Source organism: Aestuariivirga sp. (assembly GCF_020252395.1).
Lineage (GTDB): Bacteria > Pseudomonadota > Alphaproteobacteria > Rhizobiales > Aestuariivirgaceae > Aestuariivirga.
In genome coordinates this window covers 77,986-100,636 of the sequence record NZ_JADCDB010000028.1, presented here as the reverse complement: position 1 = coordinate 100,636, position 22,651 = coordinate 77,986, and the positions used below count along the sequence as shown (strand labels likewise).

The following is a 22,651-nucleotide window of genomic DNA, read 5'->3' as shown; positions in this document are numbered from 1 at the left end:
ATGTCCATCCAGAGTGTATCGCCCGCTTCCCAGCCCAAGCCGCGGGGCGCGAGCTTCGCCGAACTCTTCACGCCGAAACTGGTGACGGTGCTGCGCGAAGGCTACACGCTAAAGAACTTGCGCAGCGACGCGGTCTCGGGCCTCACGGTCGCCATCGTGGCGCTGCCGCTCTCCATGGCGATCGCCATCGCGTCGGGCGCCACACCGGCGCAGGGGCTCTACACGGCGGCGGTGGGCGGCTTTCTGGTCTCGCTGCTCGGCGGCTCGCGTTTCCAGATCGGCGGGCCCGCGGGCGCCTTCATCGTGCTGGTCTCCGCCACCGTGGCGCAGCACGGCATGGACGGGCTGATCCTCGCCACTTTCCTCTCAGGTCTTCTCCTTGCCGCGGTGGGCTTCCTGCGGCTCGGCACCTTCATCAAGTTTATTCCCTTTCCGGTCACCGTGGGCTTCACCGCCGGCATTGCCGTCATCATCTTCTCCAGCCAGGTGAAGGACCTCCTGGGCCTCACCCTCTCCGTGCCGGAACCGGGGCCGCTGCTGCAGAAACTTCCGGTGCTGTGGACCGCGCTGCCCACCATATCGCCCTGGGCTATGGCCCTGTCCTTCGGCGCCGCGGCGATCATCATCGGCCTCAAGAAGGTCAGGCCGCACTGGCCGGGCATGCTGATCGCGGTGGCCATCGCCGCCTTCGTCACCTGGAAGTTCCAACTTAACGTCACCACCATCGGCTCGAAGTTCGGCGGCATACCCTCAACACTGCCGGCGCCGGCCCTGCCCGCGCTCTCGCTGGCGAAGGTCATCGAGGTGCTGCCCGCAGCCCTGTCCTTCACGCTGCTGGGCGCCATCGAGTCGCTGCTCTCGGCGGTCGTGGCCGATGGCATGACGGGCCGCCGCCACCGCTCCAACTGCGAACTGGTGGCGCAGGGCGCGGCCAACATCGGCTCCGCCCTGTTCGGCGGCTTCTGCGTCACCGGCACCATCGCCCGCACGGCAACCAACGTGCGCTCCGGCGCGCATGGCCCCGTCTCCGGCATGCTGCATGCGGCGTTCATCCTGATCTTCATGGCGGTGGCCGCGCCGCTGGCGGCCTTTATCCCGCTTGCCTCGCTCGCCGGCGTGCTGGCCGTCGTGTCATGGAACATGATCGAGAAGCCGGCGATCGCGGTGCTCGTCCGCTCCGGCTGGGGCGATGTGGCGGTGCTGGCCGCCACCTTCTTCCTCACCATCTTCCGCGACCTCACCGAGGCAATTGTGGTGGGCTTCGCGCTCGGCTCTGTTCTCTTCATCCACCGCATGTCCAAGGCCACCGCGGTCGAAACCCGGACGCCCTTCGTCGGCGAGGACGTGGCGGATTCGAGCCTGCCGCGCGGCGGCTATGACGAGGCGCTGGAGGCCAATCCCGAACTCGTGGTCTATCGCATCACCGGCGCCTTCTTCTTCGGCGCCGCGGCCTCCATCGCCGCGGTGCTGGACCGCATCCAGGACACGCACAAGGCGCTGATCGTCGATTTCGCCGCCGTGCCCTTCCTCGATTCGACCGGCGCCAATGTCATGGAAGGCCTGGCCCACAAGGCGGGGAAGCGCGGCGTGAAACTCTTCGTGAGCGCGGCCAACGCCGATGTGCGGCGCAGCCTGCTTACCCATGGCGTGCGCCCGCCCGCGGTGAATTTCGCTGCCACGATCGAGGACGCGCTTGCGCAATACGGCGAGCTTGCCCCGGCGTGACGGCGGAAAGCCCGTGCTCCGTCTTGTTCCAGTGGAAGGGCCTGGTGAAGAACTGCCACAGCGCCAGCCATGCGGCCGCCGACATCAGCATCCAGTAAAGCGGCATGCTGGCCAGCGTACCGCGCCAGCCGTTCAGGCCGCGCCGCATCAGCGCGCGCCGCGTCAGCAGGATCGAGACGCCATAGCCGGCGAGCAGCACCAGCATGTTCAGCCCCGCGAGCAGCATGAACACCACGCCCGCGCCACCGGTCGGCGCCGGATAGAGCACGCAGAGCGCCACCATGGCCAGCATGCACAACGGGTGCAGCAGCACGGAGGCGAAGACGCCCAGTGTCAGCACCTGGGCCGCCCAGAAACCGGAGGGGCCCACCTCGCGCATGAACAGCGCGGGCTCGCGCATGTGGACAAGCCATGTGATCAGGAAGCCTTTGAGCCAGCGGGCGCGCTGCCGCATCCAGTTTCCCAGCCGCGTGTTGGCTTCCTCCTGGGTGACGCTGTCGAGCACTTGCGTGTCATAGCCGAGCCGCGCCAGCCTGAGCCCCAGATCCGCATCCTCGGTGACGTTGTGGGGGTCCCAGGCGCCCACGCTGCGCAGCACATCGACGCGGAAGTGGTTCGAGGTTCCCCCGAGCGGCAGCGGCAGATTGTGGTTGGCCAGCACCGGCAACAGCGCGCCGAACAGCGTTGCATATTCCGCCGTGAACTGCCGCGTCAGCCAGTTCTCCCGCGGATTGTAGAAGGTGAGCTGTGCCTGCAGGCAGGCAAGCCCGCGCGGCGAGGCCGCGAAGCGCTGTGCCGCCTTGAGCAGCTGGCCGGGGTCGGGAATGTCCTCCGCGTCATAGATGGTGAGCAGTTCGCCGCGGCAAAACTGCAGCGCATAGTTCAGCGCGCGCGGCTTGGTTTGCGGCAGGCCGCAGGGCACCACGATCACCTCGATGTGCGGCGCCAGCGTCAGCGCCGCCACGGCGCGCTGCATCGGGATGTCCTCCTCCTCGAGGATCAGCTTGATGTCGAGCAGCTCCGCCGGGTAGCGCAGATCGCCCAGCGCTCCCACCAGCTGCGGCAGAACCGAAATCTCGCGGAACAGCGGCACCAGCACGGAATAGACGGGGAGGTCATCCTCGGCGATGTCACGCAGCGGCGGCTCGGGCTGTTTCACCGGCGGCAACAGGCACAGGATGCGCAGCAAGACGACGCTCAGGAAGAACAGCCCGCTGACGGCGGAGAGCGCGGCGATGGACAGCACGCCGGGCAGCAGCAGAAACGCCAGAACGCACAGCGCCGCCAGCACGGCGAAAACCAGCACCTGCACGCTTCTCACCCCGCCGCGGGCGGAGAACATGGGCCAGCGGCGGGCCAGCCCGGCGGTTGCCTCGTGCAGCAGCAGCCTCCGGTGCACGGCGCGCGCCGCGGCCAGGAAATCTGCCGGCTCGCCATAGCCGATGATGCCGAGGCCGCGGGCCCGCGCCTCGCGCAGCGCCTGCCTGCCGCAGGCGGCATGGAGCACAACGCCCGGCAGGCTCACTGCGCGTATGATGCGGGTGCGCAGCGCCTCCTCAAGGTCCTCCTTCGGCAGGCGGCGGATCAGGTCGCAAAGGGCGGGGATGCTCAGACGGGGCAAGACTTCGCCCGCGCCCCCGGTTATGGTGAGGGGTGCTGCGGGAGACTCGCCAAAACCTTGGGGATCGTGTTCCGACAGCACCGCCTGCACCTGCCAATAGCTGAGTAATGCGACATAGCGTCAAGTTTTCTACCACCTGCCGGATGTTTTTCGGGCTTCTTTTGCTATCTTCGATTGCAGAAGCGCGAGACAAGGTGCCTGCCGCCCTCCAGGCGCCGCTTTTCCGCAACCCTGAGGAACAGGTCCGGCCAAGGCTGCCGGATAAACTCTCCGTCAGGCTCGTCGCCGACGAGGATTTCGCACCCTTCAGCTTCCGCTCCCGCACTGGCTCGCCCGCCGGCATCTCGGTCGAGATTGCCATTGCCGCCTGCGAGGAGGCGCGGCTGGCTTGCACCGTTGAGGTGCGGCCCTTTGCCGAAATCCTGCCCGCCCTGCAGCGCGGCGAGGCGGATGTGGCGGTGACCGGACCGCGGCTGGACGCCAAGACGCTCGCCGCCGCCCGCATGACCAGGCCCTATTTCCGCCTCATGGGGCGCTTTGCCGTGAACGCTGCCAGCACGCTGGATGTGGCCTCCGCCGCCAGCCTCGCCGGACGCCGTGTCGGCGTCGTCAAGGACACGGTGCATGCCCGCTGGCTTGCCGCTTATTATGCCTCGTCCCGCATCGCAACCTTTGACGACCTCGCCAAGGCTGGCGCAGCACTCAAGGCGAGTGAGGTCGATGCGATTTTCGGAGACAATCTGCAGGTCATCTACTGGGTGGCAGGCGAGGCCGCGGCCGATTGCTGCCGGCTGCTGGGCGGGGCCTATTCCGACTTCGACTATTTCAGCCGCAACCTCGCCTTCCTGGTGCGGAGCGACAGGCCGGAACTGGCGCAGGCCCTCGACTACGGCCTCGACAAGGCGCAGTCGGCCGGCGCCACCGCCAAGATCCTCCGCACTTACGTTCCGCTCGACCCCTGGTGAGCCAGCGCCTCCGCGTCGCGGCCCCTCTGGCTCGCAAGCGGGCCGCCACGCGCCGCCTCCGCCGAGAGATAAGCGAGAATCGACGTCACCAACCCCGGCCCCTGATAGACCAGCGCGGAATAAAGCTGCACCAGACTCGCGCCGGCGCGGATTTTCAGCAGCGCCGAGGCCCCGTCATGCACGCCACCCACGCCGATGAGCGGCACCTCGCCCCGGGTGAGCACAAACATGCGCGCCAGCTGGCGCGTGGACAGCGGCAGCAGCGGCCGGCCGGACAGCCCGCCCTGCTCCTGCGCATGGGGCGAGCACAGGCCTTCGCGCGACAGCGTGGTGTTGGACACGATGATGCCATCGACCGCCCCGCCGGCGCAGGCCGACGCGATGTCCTGCAATTCGTCCTCGCGCAGGTCGGGCGCGATCTTCAGCAGCATGGGGGGCTTTCGCGCCTGCCTGGCGCGCTCGGCGTTGAGCCGCGCCAGCAGCTGCTCCAGCTCTGCCCGCGATTGCAGCCCGCGCAGGCCCGGCGTGTTGGGAGACGAGATGTTGACGGTGAAATAGGAGGCGAGATGCGCAAAGGCCGCGATGCCCTGCACATAGTCGCCGATCCGGTCACTTGAGTCCCTGTTGGCCCCGATATTGACTCCAACGATGCCGCCGCGCGCCTGCCGCGCCGCAAGCCGCCTGAGCGCAGCTGAATGGCCCTCGTTGTTGAAACCCATGCGATTGATCACCGCGCCGTCCTCCGGCAGCCGGAACAGCCGCGGCCGCGGGTTGCCCGGCTGCGGCTTCGGCGTCACCGTGCCGATTTCGGTGAAGCCGAAGCCCAGCGCCAGCACGGCGTCCGGCGCCTCGGCATTCTTGTCGAAACCCGCCGCCAGCCCCAGCGGATTGGGAAAACCGAGCCCGAAGGCCTCGACCGCCAGGGCGGGGTTGGCCAGGGGGGCGTGTCCCATCGGCAGGCGCGAGAGGGCGCGAATCGTCAGCCCATGCGCCGTCTCCGCATCAAGCGCATGAAGCAAAGGGCGGGCCAGGGAAAAGCCCAGCGCCGCAAGCTTCATGCCGCACCTGCAGGAAAGCGGTGAAGGCCATTCTCCAGCAGCAGCGCGTCTTCGGACACCGCCAGCGCCGGATCGATCGTGCCATAGACATGGGGGAACAGGTCCCCCCCGCGGGAGGGCTCCCATGTCAGCCCGGCCAAGTCCTCCTCGCGGAAGCCCACCAGCACCAGGTCCTCCTGCCCGGGGAAATGCCGGGCCGCCGTCTCGCGCATCTGGGCCGCGGTCGAGAGGTGAATGAAACCGTCCCTGTGGTCGGCGGCGGAACCTTCGAACCGGCCGCGGGTCCGCGCCTCCCGCCACAGAGGCGCGGGAAGGATTTTATACAGGATTCGCATGGCCGGGAACCTTAAGCCCGCGAATGCATCTGGACAATCGGCGCAACACAAGGTATAGCTTCCTACAATTATGAAGTTTACTCCCAACCGGAGGGCAATATGCTCACACATAAGCAGGTCTGGAACGCCATTGACACGATTGCCGAGCGCTATGGCTTCTCGGCCTCGGGTCTCGCCAAGAAGTCGGGCCTCGATCCGACCTCGTTCAACCCCTCGAAGCGCAACGGCCCGGATGGCCGGCCGCGCTGGCCCACCATGGAGTCGATTTCGCGGCTCTTGCAGGCCTCCGGCGCCTCGATGGAGGAATTCTCCGAACTGCTGATTGGCCGCCGCGGCCAGCCGCCGAAGCTGCGCCAGATCCCGCTTTTGGGTCTCGCCAAGGCCGGCAAGGGGGGCTTCTTCGATGATTCGGGCTTCCCGTCGGGCTCGGGCTGGGACGAGATCGAGGTGCCGGGCGTCACCGACCCCAATTCCTACGCGCTGGAAATCACGGGTGATTCGATGCTGCCCGTCTACCGCGAGGGCGACATCATCATCCTCTCCCCCTCAGCCGCGGTGCGCAAGGGCGACCGCGTGGTGGTCCGCCTCAATGACGGCCAGGTGATGGCCAAGGTCATGCAGCGCCAGACGTCGAAGACGCTCGAACTCGCATCCTTCAATCCGAATCACGCCACCAAGAACTTCGACATGAAGGACGTGGATTGGATCGCCCGCATCATGTGGGCGAGCCAGTAAAGGGTTTGCCACCCCCTGCACGGTCTGTGCAGGAAATTGGCAAGAAGCGGCAAGGACCGGTGATGGAAGGGGTGCCCTGATCTCCTCCACATTGTGATCTCCGATGCAAATCGAGGATCACCATGACTGATGTTCCAGCAGCCGGCACCCCGCCCCTTCCACGGTCTTTTTCGATTCGCCCCCTGGTGCTGCCGGCGCTGGCGCTGCTGACGGGCATTGCAGCTCAGGCCGGTCTCCCCGGCAGCATCCTTGCTCTGCTTCCGCTGGCGCTGCTGGTGTTGCTGTGCACACCGTTGCGCTGGGCGGAGCGGAATCCTGCCTTCAAGCTGCTGCTGGTGCTGGCGGCAGGCGTGACGATTGCCATCGCCATCGAGCCAGGCCCGCTGAACCTCGCCATGGCCTGGCTCACGCTGGCCATGCTGGCGCTCATGGCGCGGGGCGGCTCCCTGCACAACATGCTGGCAAGCTTTCTGTCGCTGCTTGGACAACTGATCGTCTCACCGGCGGAAAGCGCCAGGGCCGTGGAACGCGGCCGTGCCGCTGCGCGAGCGGCACTGCCCGCCCGGTTCGACCTGCGTATGGCGGTGCTGCCTGCCCTTTCGGTGCTGGTGTTCACCCTGCTCTTCATGACGTCGAACACCGCCTTCGCCGAGGTCATTGCCGCGCTGTTCGATATCAAGATCGACTGGCTGTGGGTCTACTCCGGCATCGTGGCGCTGCTGGTGCTGCAATGCCTCTTCGCCATCACGGTGATCAAAACGTCAACCATCTCATCGGCGGGAGTCCTGGAGGCAGAGGCGCCGTCATGGCATGAAACCCTGTTTTCGCCCGGCACGGTGATCGTCACCCTTGCAGCGCTCAACGGCCTGTTCCTCATCCAGAATCTGCTCGATGCTCAGTACCTTTGGTCCGGCGTGCTGGGCACGCCCGGTAACGGCTACGCCCAATATGCCCAGAAGGGCGCCTTCACGCTGATCATCACCGTGCTGCTCGCCGCAGGCCTGATCATCATCTCGCTATGGCCCGGCTCGCGCACCAATGCCTCACCCGCCGTGCGCCTGCTTGTCTATCTATGGATTTTGCAGAACGGCTTCCTGCTTGCTTCCTGCACGGCGCGGCTGTGGTTCTACGTCGAGGCCTATGGGCTGACGCTGTGGCGGCTCTCGAGCCTGATCTGGATGGGCCTCATCGCCTGCGGCCTCGTTCTGGTGGCGCTGCGCATCGTCCTGAGCCGCAGCAATCTCTGGCTGGTGAATGCCAATCTGACAGCGGGCTTCCTTGTGCTCTGGGCCTCGGGCTTCGCCGACTTCGCGGCGGTGGTTGCAAACCACAATGCAGCCTGGGGCCTGAGAACGGGCCATTATGACACGGCATACATGGCATCGCTGGGACCAAGCGCGCTGCCGGCGCTTCACCGCCTTGCGGACGCATACGCCTCCGGGACGCCCCCGCGGCTCTGGATCGCCGGCGACCACATCGCTCAGCTCACTGAACAGCTGCGGGGACACCAATCGCACTGGCAAACCTGGACCTTGCGCGGCGCGCTCATCGCGTACCGCCTTCCCGACCGCCCGAACGGAGGTATCACGCCTGCCTACTGACTGCCTGCCCGCGCCGAGATCAGCTTCACGGATTGCCCATGAAAAAACAATTCCAGCCAGGAGCCGCAGCATGAAGATCGCACTGTTCACGCCGCAGCTTGCGCCCGAGTTGACCCACCACCTGTTGCGCGATGCCGGCCATGACGTGCGCTTCATCAACGCTGTGACCACGGCGGACATCACGACGGAACTCGGCCGCGATGTTCCCGGCGCGCTGCTCATCGGCCACTCGGGCTCGACTTCGGCTCACCCCGTCGTGCTGGAGGTCTGCGCCGCAGTCCGTGCCCAGTGGCCCAACATCACGATCGTCCATGGCGGCGACTATCCACGCCTTCACTGGGAGAAAATCCTGCGCGAAGCGCCGCAGATCGACATCGCCCTACGATGCCAGTGCAACACGGCGATTTTGACTCTCATGGCCGCACTCGCCGCGCGCCGCCCGCTGGCGAGGGTGCCGGGAATTGCGTTCCGCTGGGCCGCGGAGCCTTTCGCAACCGCGCCTTGCCCCGGCGAGCGGAATCGGGAATGGTTTCGCCATGTCAGAACCAGGCCCCTCACCGGATGGCCAGCGGCCGGCCGCACAGCTCATCCGTGACGAGCTTGCCCGCCGCCGTCTGTCGCGCGCCCAGCTTGCGGCCATGGCGAAGGTCAGCCTGTCGTCGCTGGAAAAACTCCTCTCCGGGCAGAGGACGCCAACGGAACAGACCTTGATCCGCCTGGAGCAGGCGCTGGACATCAAGCTCCGCCATGAGTCAGCAACGCCGGGGCAGGTTGCCCCCGCCTGGCTCGGTTCCTACAGCCGGGCCGCGGTGCAGTGGATGGAGGGCGCCTATCTCACACTCCGCCCCTCATCCTCGGGCAGCGGCAGCATCTATGCCTATGTCACCGAGGTGCAGTGGGACGCGGCGCAAGGCTGCCTCGCCTTCCGCGAGCGGGAGCGGCTGGATGGCGACTATGCCCAGGCGGGCACAGTGTCGGTGCCGCATCAGACGGGCCATGTCTATCTGGTGACGAACCGCCACGGCCAATATCGCATGGCGATCCTGTCACGCCCACTCATCCGGGGCGAAATGTTCGGCATTCTGGCGACGCTGCAAACCGGCCGCGGCTCCCAGCTGCTTCCCGTGGCAGCACCTCTGGCGCTCTTGCCGCTGCAGGGCGGGGAAACGCTGGGCCGCATCGCCGCCGGCATGCCGGACCATGCGGCCTATGCCGCGGTTCTCAGGCGCGCCGTCGATGAGGACTTCGCGCGCCTGCTCACGCCGCCGCCAGTTCCCCCCTGACGGCGCGGGCGATGAGGGCGCGTGTGTTGCCGATGCCGTAAAGCGCCACGAAGGAGCCGAAGCGCGGGCCCTTCTCCTCGCCCAGCAGCACCTGGTAGAGCATGTTGAACCAGCCCTGCCCCACACCCACGGAGCCGTCCTTCTGCGTAGTCTTGTAGGGATCGCGCCGTCCGATGTCGTAGACCTTCTGCTGGATCTCCTCAGGCGCCGCATGTTCCGGCAGAGTGCCCAGCGCGGCCTCGAGGTCGCACAGGGCCGCGGCTTCTTCCTCCGTGGGCGGACGGTATTGCTTCTTGGGCTTCACGAAATCGTCGAAGTATTTTAGCGCATGCTTCGCCAGTAGGTCGAGGCGCGGGTGCGTCTCGGGGCTTAAGTTCGGCTGATAGCGGCGGATGAAACCCCACAGCGCCGACTTGTCGTGCGCATTGGCCACCGCGGCGAGATTGAGCAGCAGCGCGAAGGAAATGCCGCCCTCCTCAGGCGCCGGCGGGTTGCCGCCATGGATGTGCCAGACCGGGTTCATCAGCCGGTCATCAGGCTTGTTCGACTGGCGCTGATAGGCCGAGAGGAAGGCGCCGTAATCGTCCACCGCGCGCGGGATCACGTCGAAATAGAGCCGCTTCGCCTCGCGCGGCTTGTTGTACATGAAGAGCGCGAGCGACTCCGGGTCCGCATAGGTCAGCCATTCGTCGATGGTCAGGCCGTTGCCCTTGGATTTCGAAATCTTCTGTCCTCGCTCGTCGAGGAACAGCTCATAGACGTAATGCTCGGGTGCTTCCGCCCCGAGGATCTCGCAGATCCGGTCATAGACCGGGGCGTTGGTCTGGTGGTCCTTGCCGAACATCTCGAAGTCAACACCAAGGGCCGCCCAGCGCATGCCGAAGTCCGGCTTCCACTGCAGCTTGGTGCGCCCGCCGGTGACTTCCATCGTCACGTCGGTTCCATCCTCGTCGGTGAAGGTGATGGTGCCGGCCTTCGCGTCCACCTTCTTCATCGGTACGTAGAGCACGCGGCCCGAAGAGGGCGAGACCGGCAGGAAGGGCGAATAGGTCGCCTGCCGCTCCTCGCCGAGCGTGGGCAGCATCACGCCCATGATGTCGCCGAACTTCTCCAGCGCGCGGAGCAGCATCGCATCGAACTTGCCGGACTTGTAGTATTCGGTCGCCGAGGCAAACTCATATTGAAAACCGAATGTATCGAGAAAACGGCGCAGCATGGCGTTGTTGTGGTCGCCGAAGCTCTTGTAGCCGCCGCCGAAGGGGTTCGGCACGGCGGTCAAGGGCATGTGCAGATAGGGCTTCAGCGCCGCGGGGTCCGGCACGGTATCCGGAATCTTGCGCATGCCGTCCATGTCGTCCGAAAAGCACAGCAGGCGCGTTGGGATGTCCGACAGCAGCTCGAAGGCGCGCCGCACCATGGTGGTGCGCGCCACCTCGCCGAAGGTGCCGATGTGAGGGAGACCCGAGGGGCCATAGCCCGTCTCGAACAGCACTTCCTGCTTGCCGGTGCGTTTGACGCGATCCACCAGTTTGCGGGCTTCCTCGAAAGGCCAAGCCTTGCTGCTCTCTGCGGCGGCGCGAAGGGCGGGATCGGCGGTCATCTGGCGGCTGTTCCGGATTGGAGGGAGACCGCTGTTTAGGGACGCCGGGGTCCGGGGTCAATCATGCCTCATGCCCCTTAACTCCGTCATCCCAGCGAAAGCCGGGACCCAGCTCTCTGTCCGCGTGGTGACCGCCCAAAGCTGGGACCCCGGTTTTCGCCGGGTGACGGTCAATGGGTGGGGATTGACGACACGGGATAATGCGTCACACCAGATACTTCCTGAAGAACCCCACTGTCCTTCCCCACGCCAAATCCGCCGCTAGCTTGTTGTACCTTGCCGCATTGGTGTCGTTGTTGAAAGCGTGGTTCACGCCGTCATACACAAACGCCTCGAACACCTTGCCATCGGCCTTCAGTGCCGCCTCGTAGTCCTTGATGCCGGCATTGATGCGGTCATCGAGCCCGGCATAGTGCAGCATCAAGGGGGCCGTGATCTTCGGCACGTCCGCAGCCTTGGGCTGCATGCCGTAATAGGCGACCCCGGCCTTGAGGTTGGGGTCCCCCGTGACCGCGAGCGCATTGACCGCTCCGCCGCCCCAGCAGAAGCCGACCGCCCCCACCTTGCCGTTGCCGCCCTCGATCTTCGCCAGCGCGGCGACGGCAGCCGCGCTGAAGGCCACCACCTCCTCCGGCTTCAGGTTCTTGAACATCTCGCGCGCGTTGTCCTCATCCGTGGGCGTGCCGCCCAGCGGCGTGAGGTAATCCGCGCCAAAGGCGATGAAGCCCTCCTTGGCCATGCGCCGCGTCACGTCCTTGATATGGGGGTTGAGGCCGCGGTTCTCGTGGATAACCAGCACCGCTGGATAGGTGCCCGCCGCCCTGGGGCGCACGAGATAGCCCTTGATCCCCGGCGCGATCCCGGCGGCCTCGGCGATGATGGTCGGGTCGTCCTCGGGCACCATCTCCGCCTGGGCATAGTTGTTCTCGAGCACCGGCAGCAACGCGGTTGCCGCGGCGGAGGAGCCCGCGAGCGCGGTCAACCGCTCCAGGAAGTCCCTCCGGTTCATGCCGCCATGGGTGTAGCGGTCGAAGAGATCGATGAATTTCTGCTCCATAGGCTCCGTTCCTCTTCCGTTCAGCTGTTTCAGTCTCTAAACGTGGACCCTCAAGCTCAGGATGACAATGGATTCGCATCTTCGCACCGCCGTGGCGTCCGGCATGGGCGCCGTGATCGGGGGCGAGCCCATGGAGCCCGCGCTTGCGCTGGCGGAACTGGCGGCGAGGCCGCATCTGATCTGCCACTCCGCCTTCTTCATCGAGCGCCTTGGCATTGCCGCACAGGCGCAGCGTGCGGCCGTGCGGGCGGCGCGCGAGCAGCGCCACTTCGACGTGGCAGAGCTCTTCGCCTTCGTCTGCCCTGCCCGCTTCGCCACGCCAACACCGGTGGGCTTCGCCCGCTCGCTGGCGCTTGATCCCGGCGAGGACGACGAGGAGACCGTGCGGCTCATCGCCGAAGACCTGCTCAATCGCCTGTCCAACAAGCATTACCCGCTGCTGCGCGAGACGGCCGAGAACGCCAGTTTCCTCGCCCGCGCCAAGTGGCCCTGGGCGGAACCCGCGATGCGCGCGCTGCTGACGGCGAACCCGAAGATGGACGCCGGCAGCTTCGCCACCGGCCTCAATGCCTGGGACCGCATCGAGGAATGGGAGGAAGACGGCGGCCGCGCACCCGGGCGGCAGGACCCCATCGCGCCGGAAGAGGCACAGCGCTTCCTGCGCGACATGCTGGGCTCCGAGTCAGAGCAACGCGGCTCTCAGGCGGCCTATGCGGGTGCGGCGACCTTCGCCTTCCAGCCGCGCCAGTCAAAAGAGATCAACAACATCTTGCTCGCCGAAGCGGGCACCGGGCTCGGCAAGACGCTGGGCTATCTCTCGCCGGCGTTTCTCTGGGCGAAGAAAAACAACGCCCCCGTGTGGGTCTCGACCTACACCAAGAACCTGCAGCGCCAGCTCGGCCAGGAGACCTCCCGCCTCATCGGGAACCCGGAGGAACGGCAGGATCAGATCGTCATCCGCAAGGGGCGGGAGAATTACGTCTGCCTTCTCAACATGCAGGAAGTCTTCGGGCGCCTCACCTCCGCCAACCCGCGCACCGCGCTGCTCGCCGCGCTCATCTCGCGCTGGGCGCGCTTCACGCGCGATGGCGACATGGTGGGCGGCGATTTCCCCTCGTGGATACTATCGCTGTTCGACGATCTCTCGCTCGATGGCGAGCAGCGCGGCGTCACCGCGCAGTCGCTGGGCCTCACCGACCGGCGCGGCGAATGCATTTATTCCGCCTGCCCGCATTACCGCCGCTGCTTCATCGAACGTTCGGTGCGCGCCGGCCGCAATGCGTCCATCGTCATCGCCAACCACGCGCTCGTCCTGCACCAGGCCGCCGTCGACCACGCGCTCGGCATCGCGATTACCGAGGAAGAGGAAGCAGCCCCCGGCGGCATCCGCCGCATCGTCTTCGACGAGGGGCACCATTTGTTCGATGCCGCGGACTCGGCCTTCTCCGGCCACTTGACCGCGCTCGAATCCGCCGAGCTGCGCCGCTGGATCAGAGGGCCCGAAGCCGAGCGCCGCCGCGGCCGGGGCTTGGCAGACCGCATCGGCGATCTTCTCGGCGAGGACGAGACAGGCCAGAGGCTCCTGCAGCAGGTGCTGCGCGCGGCGCTCGCAATGCCCGGCCCTGGCTGGATCAGGCGCGTGCAGGCGGGCCAGCCTGACGGTCTGGCGGAGAACTTTCTCTCCCTCGTCCGCCAGCAGGTCTTGGCGCGCGCCGAACAAAACGCGGGCTCCGGCCACACCATCGAGACGGACTGCCTGCCGCTGGTCGATGGCCTCGCCGAAGCGGCGGAGGAATTGATGGGCGCGCTGCTGGACCTGAAGAAACCCATGTCCAGCCTTGCCAATGCTCTGGCGAAGAAACTCGACGACGAGGCCGAGAACCTCTCCACCTATGACCGCGGCCGCATCGAAGCCGTGTCGCGCTCGCTCAAAAGGCGCGGCGAACTCATGGTTGGATCGTGGGCAGACATGCTGAAGCGGCTGCTGGAAGGGAATAACCCGCTGTTCGTCGAATGGTTTGACATCGCGCAGACCTTCGGCCGCGAGCATGACGTGGGGCTGCACTCGCACTGGCTGGACCCAACGGAGCCGATGGCGCTCGCCGTGTTGCGCCAGGCCGACGGCATCGTGATCACTTCCGCGACGCTGAAAGACCGCCCGCCCGACGTGCCGGACGATTGGGCCAATGCCGAGATGCGCACCGGAGCCATTCACCTGCCCTACCCCGTGAGACGCGAGAGCTGGGAGTCACCTTTCGACTATCCAGGTGTGAGCCGCGTCATCGTAGTCACAGACGTGAACCGGGAGGATATGGACCAGGTGGCCGCCGCCTATCGCGAGCTTTTCCTCGCCGCGGGCGGCGGGGGCCTCGGCCTCTTCACCGCCATCTCGCGGCTGCGCGCGGTGCACAAGCGGCTGGTGAAGCCGCTGGCCGATGCGGGGCTTCCGCTCTATGCGCAGCACGTGGACCTGATGGACACGGGAACGCTCGTCGACATGTTCCGCGCCGAGCGCGATGCCTGCCTCCTCGGCACGGATGCGGTGCGCGACGGGGTGGACGTGCCGGGAGATTCGCTGCGCCTCATCGTGCTCGACCGCGTGCCGTGGGGAACGCCCACCATTCTGGAGCGCGCCCGCAAGGAGGCCTTTGGCGGCAATGCCTATACCGACATGGTGGTGCGGCTGCGATTGCGCCAGGCCTTCGGGCGCTTGATCCGCCGCGCCGGCGATAGCGGCCATTTCGTGGTGCTCGACCCGCGGCTGGCCTCGCGCTTCCTCACGGCCTTTCCGCCGGGTGTCGCGGTGTCACGGCTGGGTCTGGCCGATACGATTGGCGCTGTGCGTGGGCAACTGGACAATTCGCGCTCCAGCACATAACTGTCAGGGCTTCAGGAGGTCAGAATGCCCGGCACCATCTCGCTTGAACAGGCGCTCATCTACACCATGGTCACCATGTCCGGCGTGGAGGGCAAGATCAACGCCATCGAACTGGCCGAGATCCGCCAGCTGGTGCAGACCCTGCCGATCTTCCGGAACTTCGACGAGCACCGGCTGGTGACAGTGGCGCAGGAGGCGGGTGAAATTCTGCAGGACAGCGAGGGGCTGAAGGCCATCCTCGGCCTGATCAAGGGGGCGCTCAGCCCCAAGCTGCGCGAGACGGCCTATGCGCTGGCGGTGGAGGTTGCCGCCTCCGACCTCGCGGTGGGCAAGGAGGAGCTCCGCTTCCTCGCCATGCTGCGCGATGCGCTGGGGCTGGACAAGCTGGTGACCGCGGCGCTGGAGCGCTCGGCGATTGCGCGCTACCAGCGGGGGTAGAGCATGATCCGCAAAAGTGGAACAACTTTTGCGAAAAGATCATGCTCAAGCTTTTGATCTGGCGCATGTTCTTATCGATTAGATGGTTCCATCTCATCGGAATATGCGCTAGCCGCAAGGGCCGGCGCCAAGCCTTTGGCCGGATAGAGGAATAAAATAATACTATGAACTTTATTGGTGATTATACCTTTGACAAACCCAAACTTATAGCGGTTTTAAACACACCTTGAAGCCCGGAAGAACGTAGCGAGAACCTGTATTTGAATGCAGTTGGGGAATCTGCCACTATTTATGATGGGTCAGGACGATTCGCACTCGTCCTGACCCATTAAGCCAGCCAGACGACGGCTGAGCTCGCAGTGGTTCTATTTAGACTCCAAGGACCGAGTCTCGTCAAGTCGTCTGGCCCAACATGAAAGGGCCTTTAATGACTGAACCTACGAGCAAAGTCCTCTGCGGTAGCTGTAAGGTGCCGGTGGAACTCGTTGCTGATGCCGATCCCGAGATGGTTCGCTGTCCCATCTGTGGAGCAAGCGACACAGCTGAGAACGCGTTCCGGGAAGCTGGCCAACATGCCGCAGAAGTAATGCAGCGCCGCTTCAACGAAACGCTCGCCGACTCCACTCGGGGAAGCAAGTTCGTGAAGTTCATGAGCAAGCCCATCCCACATCGAAGTTACAAATTCGTCGCTGACCTCAGACTTTGACGCAGTGAGGGAAGGGCTAATCTTCACTGTGGCCCTTCCCTTTTTTTGCAGTCGAAAGCTTCGCTGCTCGCTGTAAAACATCATCTAAAGGGACAGCAGAGTCTTCGCACCCAAGTCCCCTGGCTATGGCCTTGAACTTGTCGGACTGACTTTCAGGCAGAGGCTTTTTTGGTAAAGAGAGGCCCATGAGCCTGCCGCCACGCTTCACCCAATGGTTCGCCTCCCGCGGCTGGGCGCCCCGCGCGCACCAGCTGGGCGTTCTGGCGCATGCCGAGGCACGCGAGAGCGTGCTGCTGATCTCGCCCACCGGCGGCGGCAAGACGCTGGCCGGCTTCCTGCCGAGCCTCGCCGAGATCACGGAGCGCGGACCGGGCGCAGGCATCCACACCCTCTACATCTCGCCGCTCAAGGCGCTGGCGGTGGACATCGCCCGCAACCTCGAGGCGCCGATTGCGGAAATGGGGCTGCCGGTGACGGTTGAAACGCGGACAGGCGACACGCCGCATTCCAGGCGCCAGCGGCAGCGGCAGCAGCCGCCGGACATCCTGATCACCACGCCGGAACAGGTGTCGCTGCTGGTGGCGGACCCGCATGCGGCGCATCTGCTGAGGGGACTGCGGACCGTCATCCTCGACGAGCTGCATTCGATGGTGACGTCGAAGCGCGGCGTGCTGCTGTCACTCGCCCTCACCCGCGCGCAGGCCCATGCGCCCGGCGCGATCCGCATCGGGCTTTCGGCGACGGTGGCGGACCCCGATGCACTTCGGGCCTGGCTGATGCCTTCGGGGGCGGAGCCCGCGCCCCTGGTGCTGGGAAAGCCGGGGGCGAAACCGCAGATCCGCATTCTCTCCTCGGTCGAGCGCGTGCCATGGTCCGGGCATTCCTCGCTCTATGCGATCCCGGAGGTCTATGAGGCGATTGGCCAAGCGAAGATGACTCTGATCTTCGTCAATACGCGCAGCCAAGCCGAGATGGTGTTCCAGGCACTGTGGGAGGCGAATGACGGCAATCTGCCGATCGCGCTCCATCACGGCTCGCTGGATGTGGCGCAGCGGCGCAAGGTGGAGGCCGCCATGGGCGAGGGCAAGCTGCGCGCCGTCGTTTGCACCTCCACGCTCGAACTTGGCATCGACTGGGGGGATGTCGACCTCGTGGTGCATGTCGGGGCGCCGAAGGGATCGAGCCGGCTGCTGCAGCGGATCGGGCGGTCGAACCACAAGCTGGACCTGCCCTCGCAGGCGCTGCTGGTGCCTTCGAACCGCTTCGAGGTGCTGGAATGCACAGCGGCGCTGCAGGCGGCGGAGGTGAACGCGCAGGACACCGAACACCCGATGGCGATGAAACTCGACGTGCTAGCGCAGCACATCCTGGGCCGCGCCTGCGCCGGGCCCTTTCACCCGGATGAACTCTTCGCGGAAGTGGCGAGCGCCTGGACCTATCGCAAGCTGACGCGCGCGGAGTTTGACAGGGCCATCGATTACGTGGCGACCGGCGGTTATGCACTCAGGGCCTATGAGCGCTACGCGAAACTCAAGCCGCAGGCCGACGGCACGTTGCGGCTGGCGCATCCGCGGCTTGCCAAGGCCTATCGGCTCAACATGGGCACCATCGTCGAGGATGAGATGCTGAAGGTGCGGCTCGCCCATGTGAAGCGCAGGCTGGGCAAGCGCGTGGTGGTGGGTGGCCGCGTGCTGGGCGAGGTGGAGGAATGGTTCGTCAGCCAGCTGACGGCCGGGCAGACCTTCGTGTTTGCAGGCGAGGTGTTGCGCTTCGAGGGGCTGGACGAGTTTGGAGCGCTGGCCACGCGCTCCAATGACAAGGAGCCGATGGTGCCATCCTACCAAGGCGGCAAGTTTCCATTGTCGACCTATCTGGCCGAGCGCGTGCGGCAGATGCTGGCGGACCCGAAATCCTGGAGGGACCTGCCGCCGCAGGTGCGCGGGTGGCTGTCGCTGCAGCGCTTCCGCTCGGTGGTGCCGAAGGCCGGGCAGATGCTGGTCGAGACCTTCCCGCGCGCCGGCAAGCACTACATGGTGTGCTACCCCTTCGAGGGCCGCCTCGCGCACCAGACGCTGGGCATGCTGCTGACTAGGCGGCTGGAGCGGGCGGGGCTGCAGCCCTTGGGCTTTGTCGCCTCCGAATATGCGCTGGTGATCTGGATGGTGCGCGACCTCTCGCTGGCGGTGTCTTCAGGGCGCGTCGCGCTGGGGCGGTTGTTCGACGAGGACATGATGGGCGATGACCTCGAGGCATGGATGGCGGAGTCCGCACTGATGAAGCGCACCTTCCGCAATGCGGCCATTATTGCTGGTCTCATCGAAAGACGCCAGCCGGGGAAGGAGAAGACGGCGCGGCAGATGACCGTGAACACCGACCTGATCTATGACGTGCTGCGGACGCATGAGCCTGACCACCTGCTGCTGCGCGCGGCCTGGGACGATGCTGCGGAAGGGCTGATCGACGCCCACCGGCTGGGCGCCATGCTGAGGCGCGTCAAGGGGCAGATCCTGCACAAGGCGCTCGACACGGTGTCGCCGCTCTCCGTGCCCATCCTTATGGAGATCGGCCGCGAATCGCTTTACGGCGAGGGCCATGATGCCCTTCTCGCCGAAGCCGCGAACGCCCTCGCCGACGAGGCTATGCGGCTTGTCTAGGTCCCACCGCATCACGCTCTCCGGAATTGATTTCATTCCTGACCTGTCGGGGGCTATCTTCGCGCCGGAGTTCAGCGCACTGCTGGTGGCGGACCTGCATCTCGAAAAGGGCACGAGCCTTGCCAGGCGCGGCGTGCACCTGCCGCCCTATGACACACGCGAGTCATTGCTGCAGTTGGAGGCCGCGCTGGAGGCGACGCGGCCGCGGCGGCTGATCTTCCTCGGTGACAGTTTCCATGACCAGGGCGCGCGCGAGCGCATCGACGCAGCCGATCTCACGCTGCTGCGGTCGATCACCGCGAGGGTGGAGACGGTGTGGATCACCGGCAACCACGATCCGGCCCCACCTGAGGACGTGGGCGGCATCATCATCGAAGAGATGGAGCTGGGGCCGGTGAGCCTGCGCCACCAGCCGAAAATGCTGCGCGCGGACGAGGCGGAGATTTCCGGCCACCTGCACCCGGCCGCGGCGATCCATGCGCGCGGCCACCGCATCCGCTGCCGCTGCTTCATTGCCGATCACCGGCGGCTGATCATGCCGGCCTTCGGCAGCTATACGGGAGCTCTGAGCGTGCGGTCAGAGGCCTTCAAGGGGCTGTTCGGCGACTTCCATGTGTGGATGATCGGCGACCAGGCCGTGCACTGCTTTCCCGCCGCCCGGGTCAGGTAACGATTACCGCCAGAAGCGCTGCGATCAGCGAGACCACCGCACCCGCGGTGAGCATCATGCGCAGGCGGCCGAACCAAGAAGGCAAGCGGCCGGCGTCCACGCTCATCACGTCCCACAACGCCTGCATCAGGAAGCCGGCGATCAGCAGCGCCAGCGCCGGAATGGGCGGGAGAAAGGCGGCGGCGAGACCGGCGAGCGAGCCCAGCACGCTGGCCGGGAATTCCAGCGTCTGGCGGCCCTGATCATAAGGCCGGATGGCCGTGCCCCAGCGGATGCCGCCCAGGAAGGACAGAATGATCGCGCCATAGAGGATGGCGAGCTTGAGCCCCGTCTCCGCCGTGAGCAGCGGCAGGCTGACCCATTGCGCGGCGGCGCCGCACACGAAAGGGATGAGGCCGGCAATACCGGGAACGAGGGCGGCGCCGGGGATATTCCCGGAAATGGTGCGATTGCTCATGCAGGCCTTTTGGCCCGGGGAAGAACCCGAGGCAAGGCTTACGACGACGACTTCACCACGCTGGCCGGCTTTGCATCATTCCAGCTCGGATCGACCACGGTGACCACATTGGCACCGTCATCCGACGGCGTGGGCGTCCAGGCCGCAACGCGCGCTGCGGCGGAGATGCGCCCAGTCTCGGACAGTTTCTTCGCCAGGGCGGCGGCGCGCTGGGCCGAGCCCGGATCGCCCTGCTTGGCGGAGAGCGTGTACCAGACGTAGGCATCTTCCAGGCTGGGCGGCGTGCCGAGGCCGCGCTCATAAAGGATGGCGAGATTATACTGACTGTCGGCGAAACCGCGCTCTGCGGCGGCCTTGAACCAGCGGAAGGCGCGGTCATAATCAGGTGGGCCGGCCTTGTCGCCCGCCAGAAGCACCGCGGCGTTGTGCATGGCCTTAACGTTGCCGCCCAGCGCGGCGCGCTGATACCAGGCCAGCGCCTGCGCGGCATTGGCCTCGGCGCCCTTGCCGAGTTCATAGAGCGTCGCCAGCCTGTATTGCGCCGGGGCGAGGCCACGGCCCGCCGCCTGCTGGTACCAGAAGAGCGCCTTGGCGAAATCCCGCGGCACGCCCTGGCCGTCGAGGTAGCGGCCGGCGACAATGAACTGGGCGCGGGCATCGCCGTTGGCGGCGGCCGCGCGCAAGGCCTCTGTTCCGGCTGCCGGCGGAGGAAGCTCGAGGACGGTGGCGAGGGGCTGTGCTGCCCTGGAAGACAGCGAGCCCGTGACGATCGGGTCCGACGGGGCGATCTGGAGTTCAACCTTGGCGGCGGCGACGGCAGGCGCCAGAGCGGCGGAAACCTTGGGGCTGGCGGCCGCCAAAGCCACCGCAGCCGGGCGCGACGGCATTTCGATCGCACCCGATTGCTTCGTGGCGGGCGGCGGAGCCGAGCTGAAGGAACTGATGGCGAACCAGGCGGTGATGGCCAGCACCAGAGCGCCCGCCAGAATCAGCGTGCGACGGACATTCTTGGGCTGGGCCGCCGGCTCGCCGCCGGCGACTGCCGCCGGCTTGGGCTTGGGCCGCGCCGCGGCCAGGCGGCCGCGCAGGCGCTGAAGAAGGGACGGCTTCGCGGGTTTCTGCTCCGCCATGGGCTGGGTGAGAACCGCATATTCGGCGCGCAGTGCCGAGGGCCTGGTGGCGGCGGCCTGTGCCGCGCGCCGGGCGGCGGCGATGAAATCGTCAGCGCCGGAGAGCGCCCCCGGCATGCTGGCGTCTTCGGCCTGAGCCGGCAGGTCCGGCGCGTCATGCCGGGCGGCAGCCTCGGGCTCCGGCGGTTCGGCGGCCGCCGCCGGGGGAGCTTCCGCAACCGGCGCAGACGCGGCGCGGGGAGCTGCCTCAATCTCGGCGATCTTCTCCACGATCTCGGCCAGCGTCTCATGAACGGCTTCGAATGTGTCTTGATGGCGGCGTTCGGCAGCGGCCGAACTTTCGCGGATGGCGCGCAAGCCATCCTCCAGCGCCAGCAGCTCCGGCGAGGGACCGGAGAACACGGGCTGCGGCGGCTGGTAGCGCTCCAGCGCGCGGCTGGCCGCGGCTTCCGCCGCCTCGCCGACAGAGCCGCGCGTTTGCTCGAGCGAATCGTAAAGCTGGCGGATCGCCTGCTCCATGCTTTCGAGATGGCCAAGCTGCTGTTCCGTCTGGACCACCCGGTCATTGACGGCGGCAATCGAATCCTCGAGGCGGTGCAGCGCCTGCTGGTCGCCCTGCAGGCGAATGGCTTCGGCCAGGCGGTGATCAAGCTCGGCGATGCGCCGTTCGAGGGCGCTCACCTGCGGCTCGTCGCGGCTGGCCGCGGCGGCCTGCTCAAGGCGGCGGTTGATGTCGCCCAGGCGTTTATCCATGTCGGCGAGCGGGCGCAGATCCGGCTCCTGCGCGACGCGCGCCGAGACCTGCTCCAGCGCCTGGCGCAGCGCCTGCATGTCACGATCGCTGGCGGACGCCGCCTTCACATCTTCGAGCCGCCGGGAGAGGCCCGCGATGTCGCCGTGGACCTTGGCGATCTCGGTCGCCACCACGGCCGGCGTATTGGCGGCGGCGGCCTGGGCTTCCTTAAGGGAGGCCAGCACGCGCGTTTCGACCTCGCGCAGCTCGCCGCGGAGCGCCGTGACGGCCGAGGCCTGCGCCTGATTCGCCATCTGCTGGGCAGTGGATCGCATGCTCTCGATGCGCTCCGTCATCAGCCCTTCGGCGCGCTGTATGCGGTTGACCATGTCGGCGAGGCGGCTGTCGAGGCCGGAGAGCACGGGGGCGGCGCGCAGCACGTCCTCTCCGCTCGGCGCGCCGCGCTGTTCGGCAACAGCTGCGAGCCGGTCCTGCATCGAGCGCAGCGAATCGCGCGTGCGCTTCTCGCTGACCTCAATGTGCTCGACCACCGAGCGGATGGCGCTTTCGAGGGCGGGATAGCCCGGCACGTCCTCCGGACGTTCGAGACCGGCGGGGCGGCCGATCTGGGTGATCTGCCGGGAAAGCAGCGTCAGACGCTCGTTGACGGCGGTGAGCGCCTCGACGGTCTGCCGCTCGTTCTCGTCAACGCGTTCGACGATGCGTTCGAACTCCTCACGCTCGGCAGAACGGTTGCGCTCCGGCGCCGGCGCGGGCGCCGTCTGACGCTCGCGGTGAGCAAGATCGGCGAGTTGCTGGGCGATGTCCTGCAGGCGGACAGCACTGTCGTCCCGGCGGTCGACCCGTGGGGCAGGCTGGCGCGGGCTGAAATCGGGACGGGGAGGTTCAGGAGGCGGCGGAGAGGACACGAAGTTTTCCCATGGGTGAGAATCAGCCTGTTTGCCTACAATATGAGCGCTCTGGTCGAAAATCACACTATTTAAC

The 22,651-nt window shown here is 66.4% G+C and carries 17 protein-coding genes; 10 read left to right on the top strand and 7 right to left on the bottom strand.

Annotation, left to right across the window (positions count from 1 at the left end; translation table 11 throughout):
- Entirely contained in the window at positions 1-1,725 is a 1,725-nt protein-coding gene (locus IOC82_RS13255; protein WP_290546675.1) for a SulP family inorganic anion transporter, read from the top strand.
- Here the strand turns inward: IOC82_RS13255 and IOC82_RS13250 are convergent.
- Complete coding sequence (locus IOC82_RS13250; RefSeq protein ID WP_290546674.1) at positions 1,637-3,346, bottom strand: glycosyltransferase family 2 protein; 1,710 nt, start codon at positions 3,344-3,346, stop codon at positions 1,637-1,639. The genes IOC82_RS13255 and IOC82_RS13250 overlap by 89 nt on opposite strands.
- A 194-nt stretch (positions 3,347-3,540) precedes the next feature.
- Here IOC82_RS13250 and IOC82_RS13245 point away from each other — a divergent pair, with 194 nt between their 5' ends.
- Positions 3,541-4,311 (top strand): transporter substrate-binding domain-containing protein, encoded by a 771-nt coding sequence (locus IOC82_RS13245; protein WP_290546673.1) that lies wholly within the window; start codon positions 3,541-3,543, stop codon positions 4,309-4,311.
- Here the strand turns inward: IOC82_RS13245 and IOC82_RS13240 are convergent.
- Positions 4,287-5,369, bottom strand: a complete 1,083-nt coding sequence (locus tag IOC82_RS13240) for a quinone-dependent dihydroorotate dehydrogenase (protein WP_290546672.1) — start codon at positions 5,367-5,369, stop codon at positions 4,287-4,289. The two genes, IOC82_RS13245 and IOC82_RS13240, sit on opposite strands and share 25 nt — an antisense overlap.
- On the bottom strand, positions 5,366-5,704 hold the full coding sequence (locus tag IOC82_RS13235; protein WP_290546671.1) for a DUF952 domain-containing protein: 339 nt from the start codon (positions 5,702-5,704) through the stop codon (positions 5,366-5,368). The genes IOC82_RS13240 and IOC82_RS13235 overlap by 4 nt, the downstream gene beginning before the upstream one ends.
- Before the next feature lie 99 nt (positions 5,705-5,803).
- Here IOC82_RS13235 and IOC82_RS13230 point away from each other — a divergent pair, with 99 nt between their 5' ends.
- The 4 genes from IOC82_RS13230 to IOC82_RS13215 all read left to right on the top strand — a co-directional run bounded on the left by IOC82_RS13230 (position 5,804) and on the right by IOC82_RS13215 (position 9,323).
- A complete protein-coding gene (locus tag IOC82_RS13230; protein ID WP_290546670.1) occupies positions 5,804-6,439 on the top strand; it encodes a helix-turn-helix transcriptional regulator in 636 nt (211 codons plus the stop codon).
- Positions 6,440-6,561: 122 nt separating this feature from the next.
- Positions 6,562-8,040 carry a DUF4173 domain-containing protein gene (locus IOC82_RS13225; RefSeq protein ID WP_290546669.1) on the top strand — a complete coding sequence of 493 codons (1,479 nt, stop codon included), beginning with the start codon at positions 6,562-6,564 and terminating at the stop codon, positions 8,038-8,040.
- Between the two features lie 70 nt (positions 8,041-8,110).
- Positions 8,111-8,635, top strand: coding sequence for a cobalamin-dependent protein (locus tag IOC82_RS13220; RefSeq protein WP_290546668.1), 525 nt, complete (start codon positions 8,111-8,113; stop codon positions 8,633-8,635).
- A complete protein-coding gene (locus IOC82_RS13215; RefSeq protein ID WP_290546667.1) occupies positions 8,577-9,323 on the top strand; it encodes a helix-turn-helix domain-containing protein in 747 nt (248 codons plus the stop codon). Before IOC82_RS13220 ends, IOC82_RS13215 begins: the two co-directional genes overlap by 59 nt.
- On the opposite strand, the gene IOC82_RS13210 is transcribed toward IOC82_RS13215, so the two are convergent.
- Both IOC82_RS13210 and IOC82_RS13205 read right to left on the bottom strand, forming a co-directional pair.
- Positions 9,298-10,923 carry a lysine--tRNA ligase gene (locus IOC82_RS13210; RefSeq protein WP_290546666.1) on the bottom strand — a complete coding sequence of 542 codons (1,626 nt, stop codon included), beginning with the start codon at positions 10,921-10,923 and terminating at the stop codon, positions 9,298-9,300. The genes IOC82_RS13215 and IOC82_RS13210 overlap by 26 nt on opposite strands.
- A 205-nt stretch (positions 10,924-11,128) precedes the next feature.
- On the bottom strand, positions 11,129-11,980 hold the full coding sequence (locus IOC82_RS13205; protein WP_290546665.1) for a dienelactone hydrolase family protein: 852 nt from the start codon (positions 11,978-11,980) through the stop codon (positions 11,129-11,131).
- A gap of 67 nt (positions 11,981-12,047) precedes the next feature.
- Here IOC82_RS13205 and IOC82_RS13200 point away from each other — a divergent pair, with 67 nt between their 5' ends.
- The 4 genes from IOC82_RS13200 to pdeM all read left to right on the top strand — a co-directional run bounded on the left by IOC82_RS13200 (position 12,048) and on the right by pdeM (position 19,326).
- A complete protein-coding gene (locus IOC82_RS13200; protein WP_290546664.1) occupies positions 12,048-14,858 on the top strand; it encodes an ATP-dependent DNA helicase in 2,811 nt (936 codons plus the stop codon).
- Positions 14,859-14,882: 24 nt separating this feature from the next.
- On the top strand, positions 14,883-15,296 hold the full coding sequence (locus IOC82_RS13195) for a tellurite resistance TerB family protein (protein WP_290546663.1): 414 nt from the start codon (positions 14,883-14,885) through the stop codon (positions 15,294-15,296).
- An 891-nt stretch (positions 15,297-16,187) separates the two neighbouring features.
- Positions 16,188-18,656, top strand: coding sequence for a ligase-associated DNA damage response DEXH box helicase (locus IOC82_RS13190; protein WP_290546662.1), 2,469 nt, complete (start codon positions 16,188-16,190; stop codon positions 18,654-18,656).
- Positions 18,649-19,326 (top strand): ligase-associated DNA damage response endonuclease PdeM, encoded by a 678-nt coding sequence (pdeM, locus tag IOC82_RS13185; protein ID WP_290546661.1) that lies wholly within the window; start codon positions 18,649-18,651, stop codon positions 19,324-19,326. The genes IOC82_RS13190 and pdeM overlap by 8 nt, the downstream gene beginning before the upstream one ends.
- Here pdeM and IOC82_RS13180 read toward each other — a convergent pair.
- Complete coding sequence (locus IOC82_RS13180; RefSeq protein WP_290546660.1) at positions 19,319-19,783, bottom strand: DUF3429 domain-containing protein; 465 nt, start codon at positions 19,781-19,783, stop codon at positions 19,319-19,321. The genes pdeM and IOC82_RS13180 overlap by 8 nt on opposite strands.
- A gap of 38 nt (positions 19,784-19,821) precedes the next feature.
- Positions 19,822-22,575 (bottom strand): hypothetical protein, encoded by a 2,754-nt coding sequence (locus tag IOC82_RS13175; RefSeq protein WP_290546659.1) that lies wholly within the window; start codon positions 22,573-22,575, stop codon positions 19,822-19,824.
- Positions 22,576-22,651: the final 76 nt, after the last annotated feature.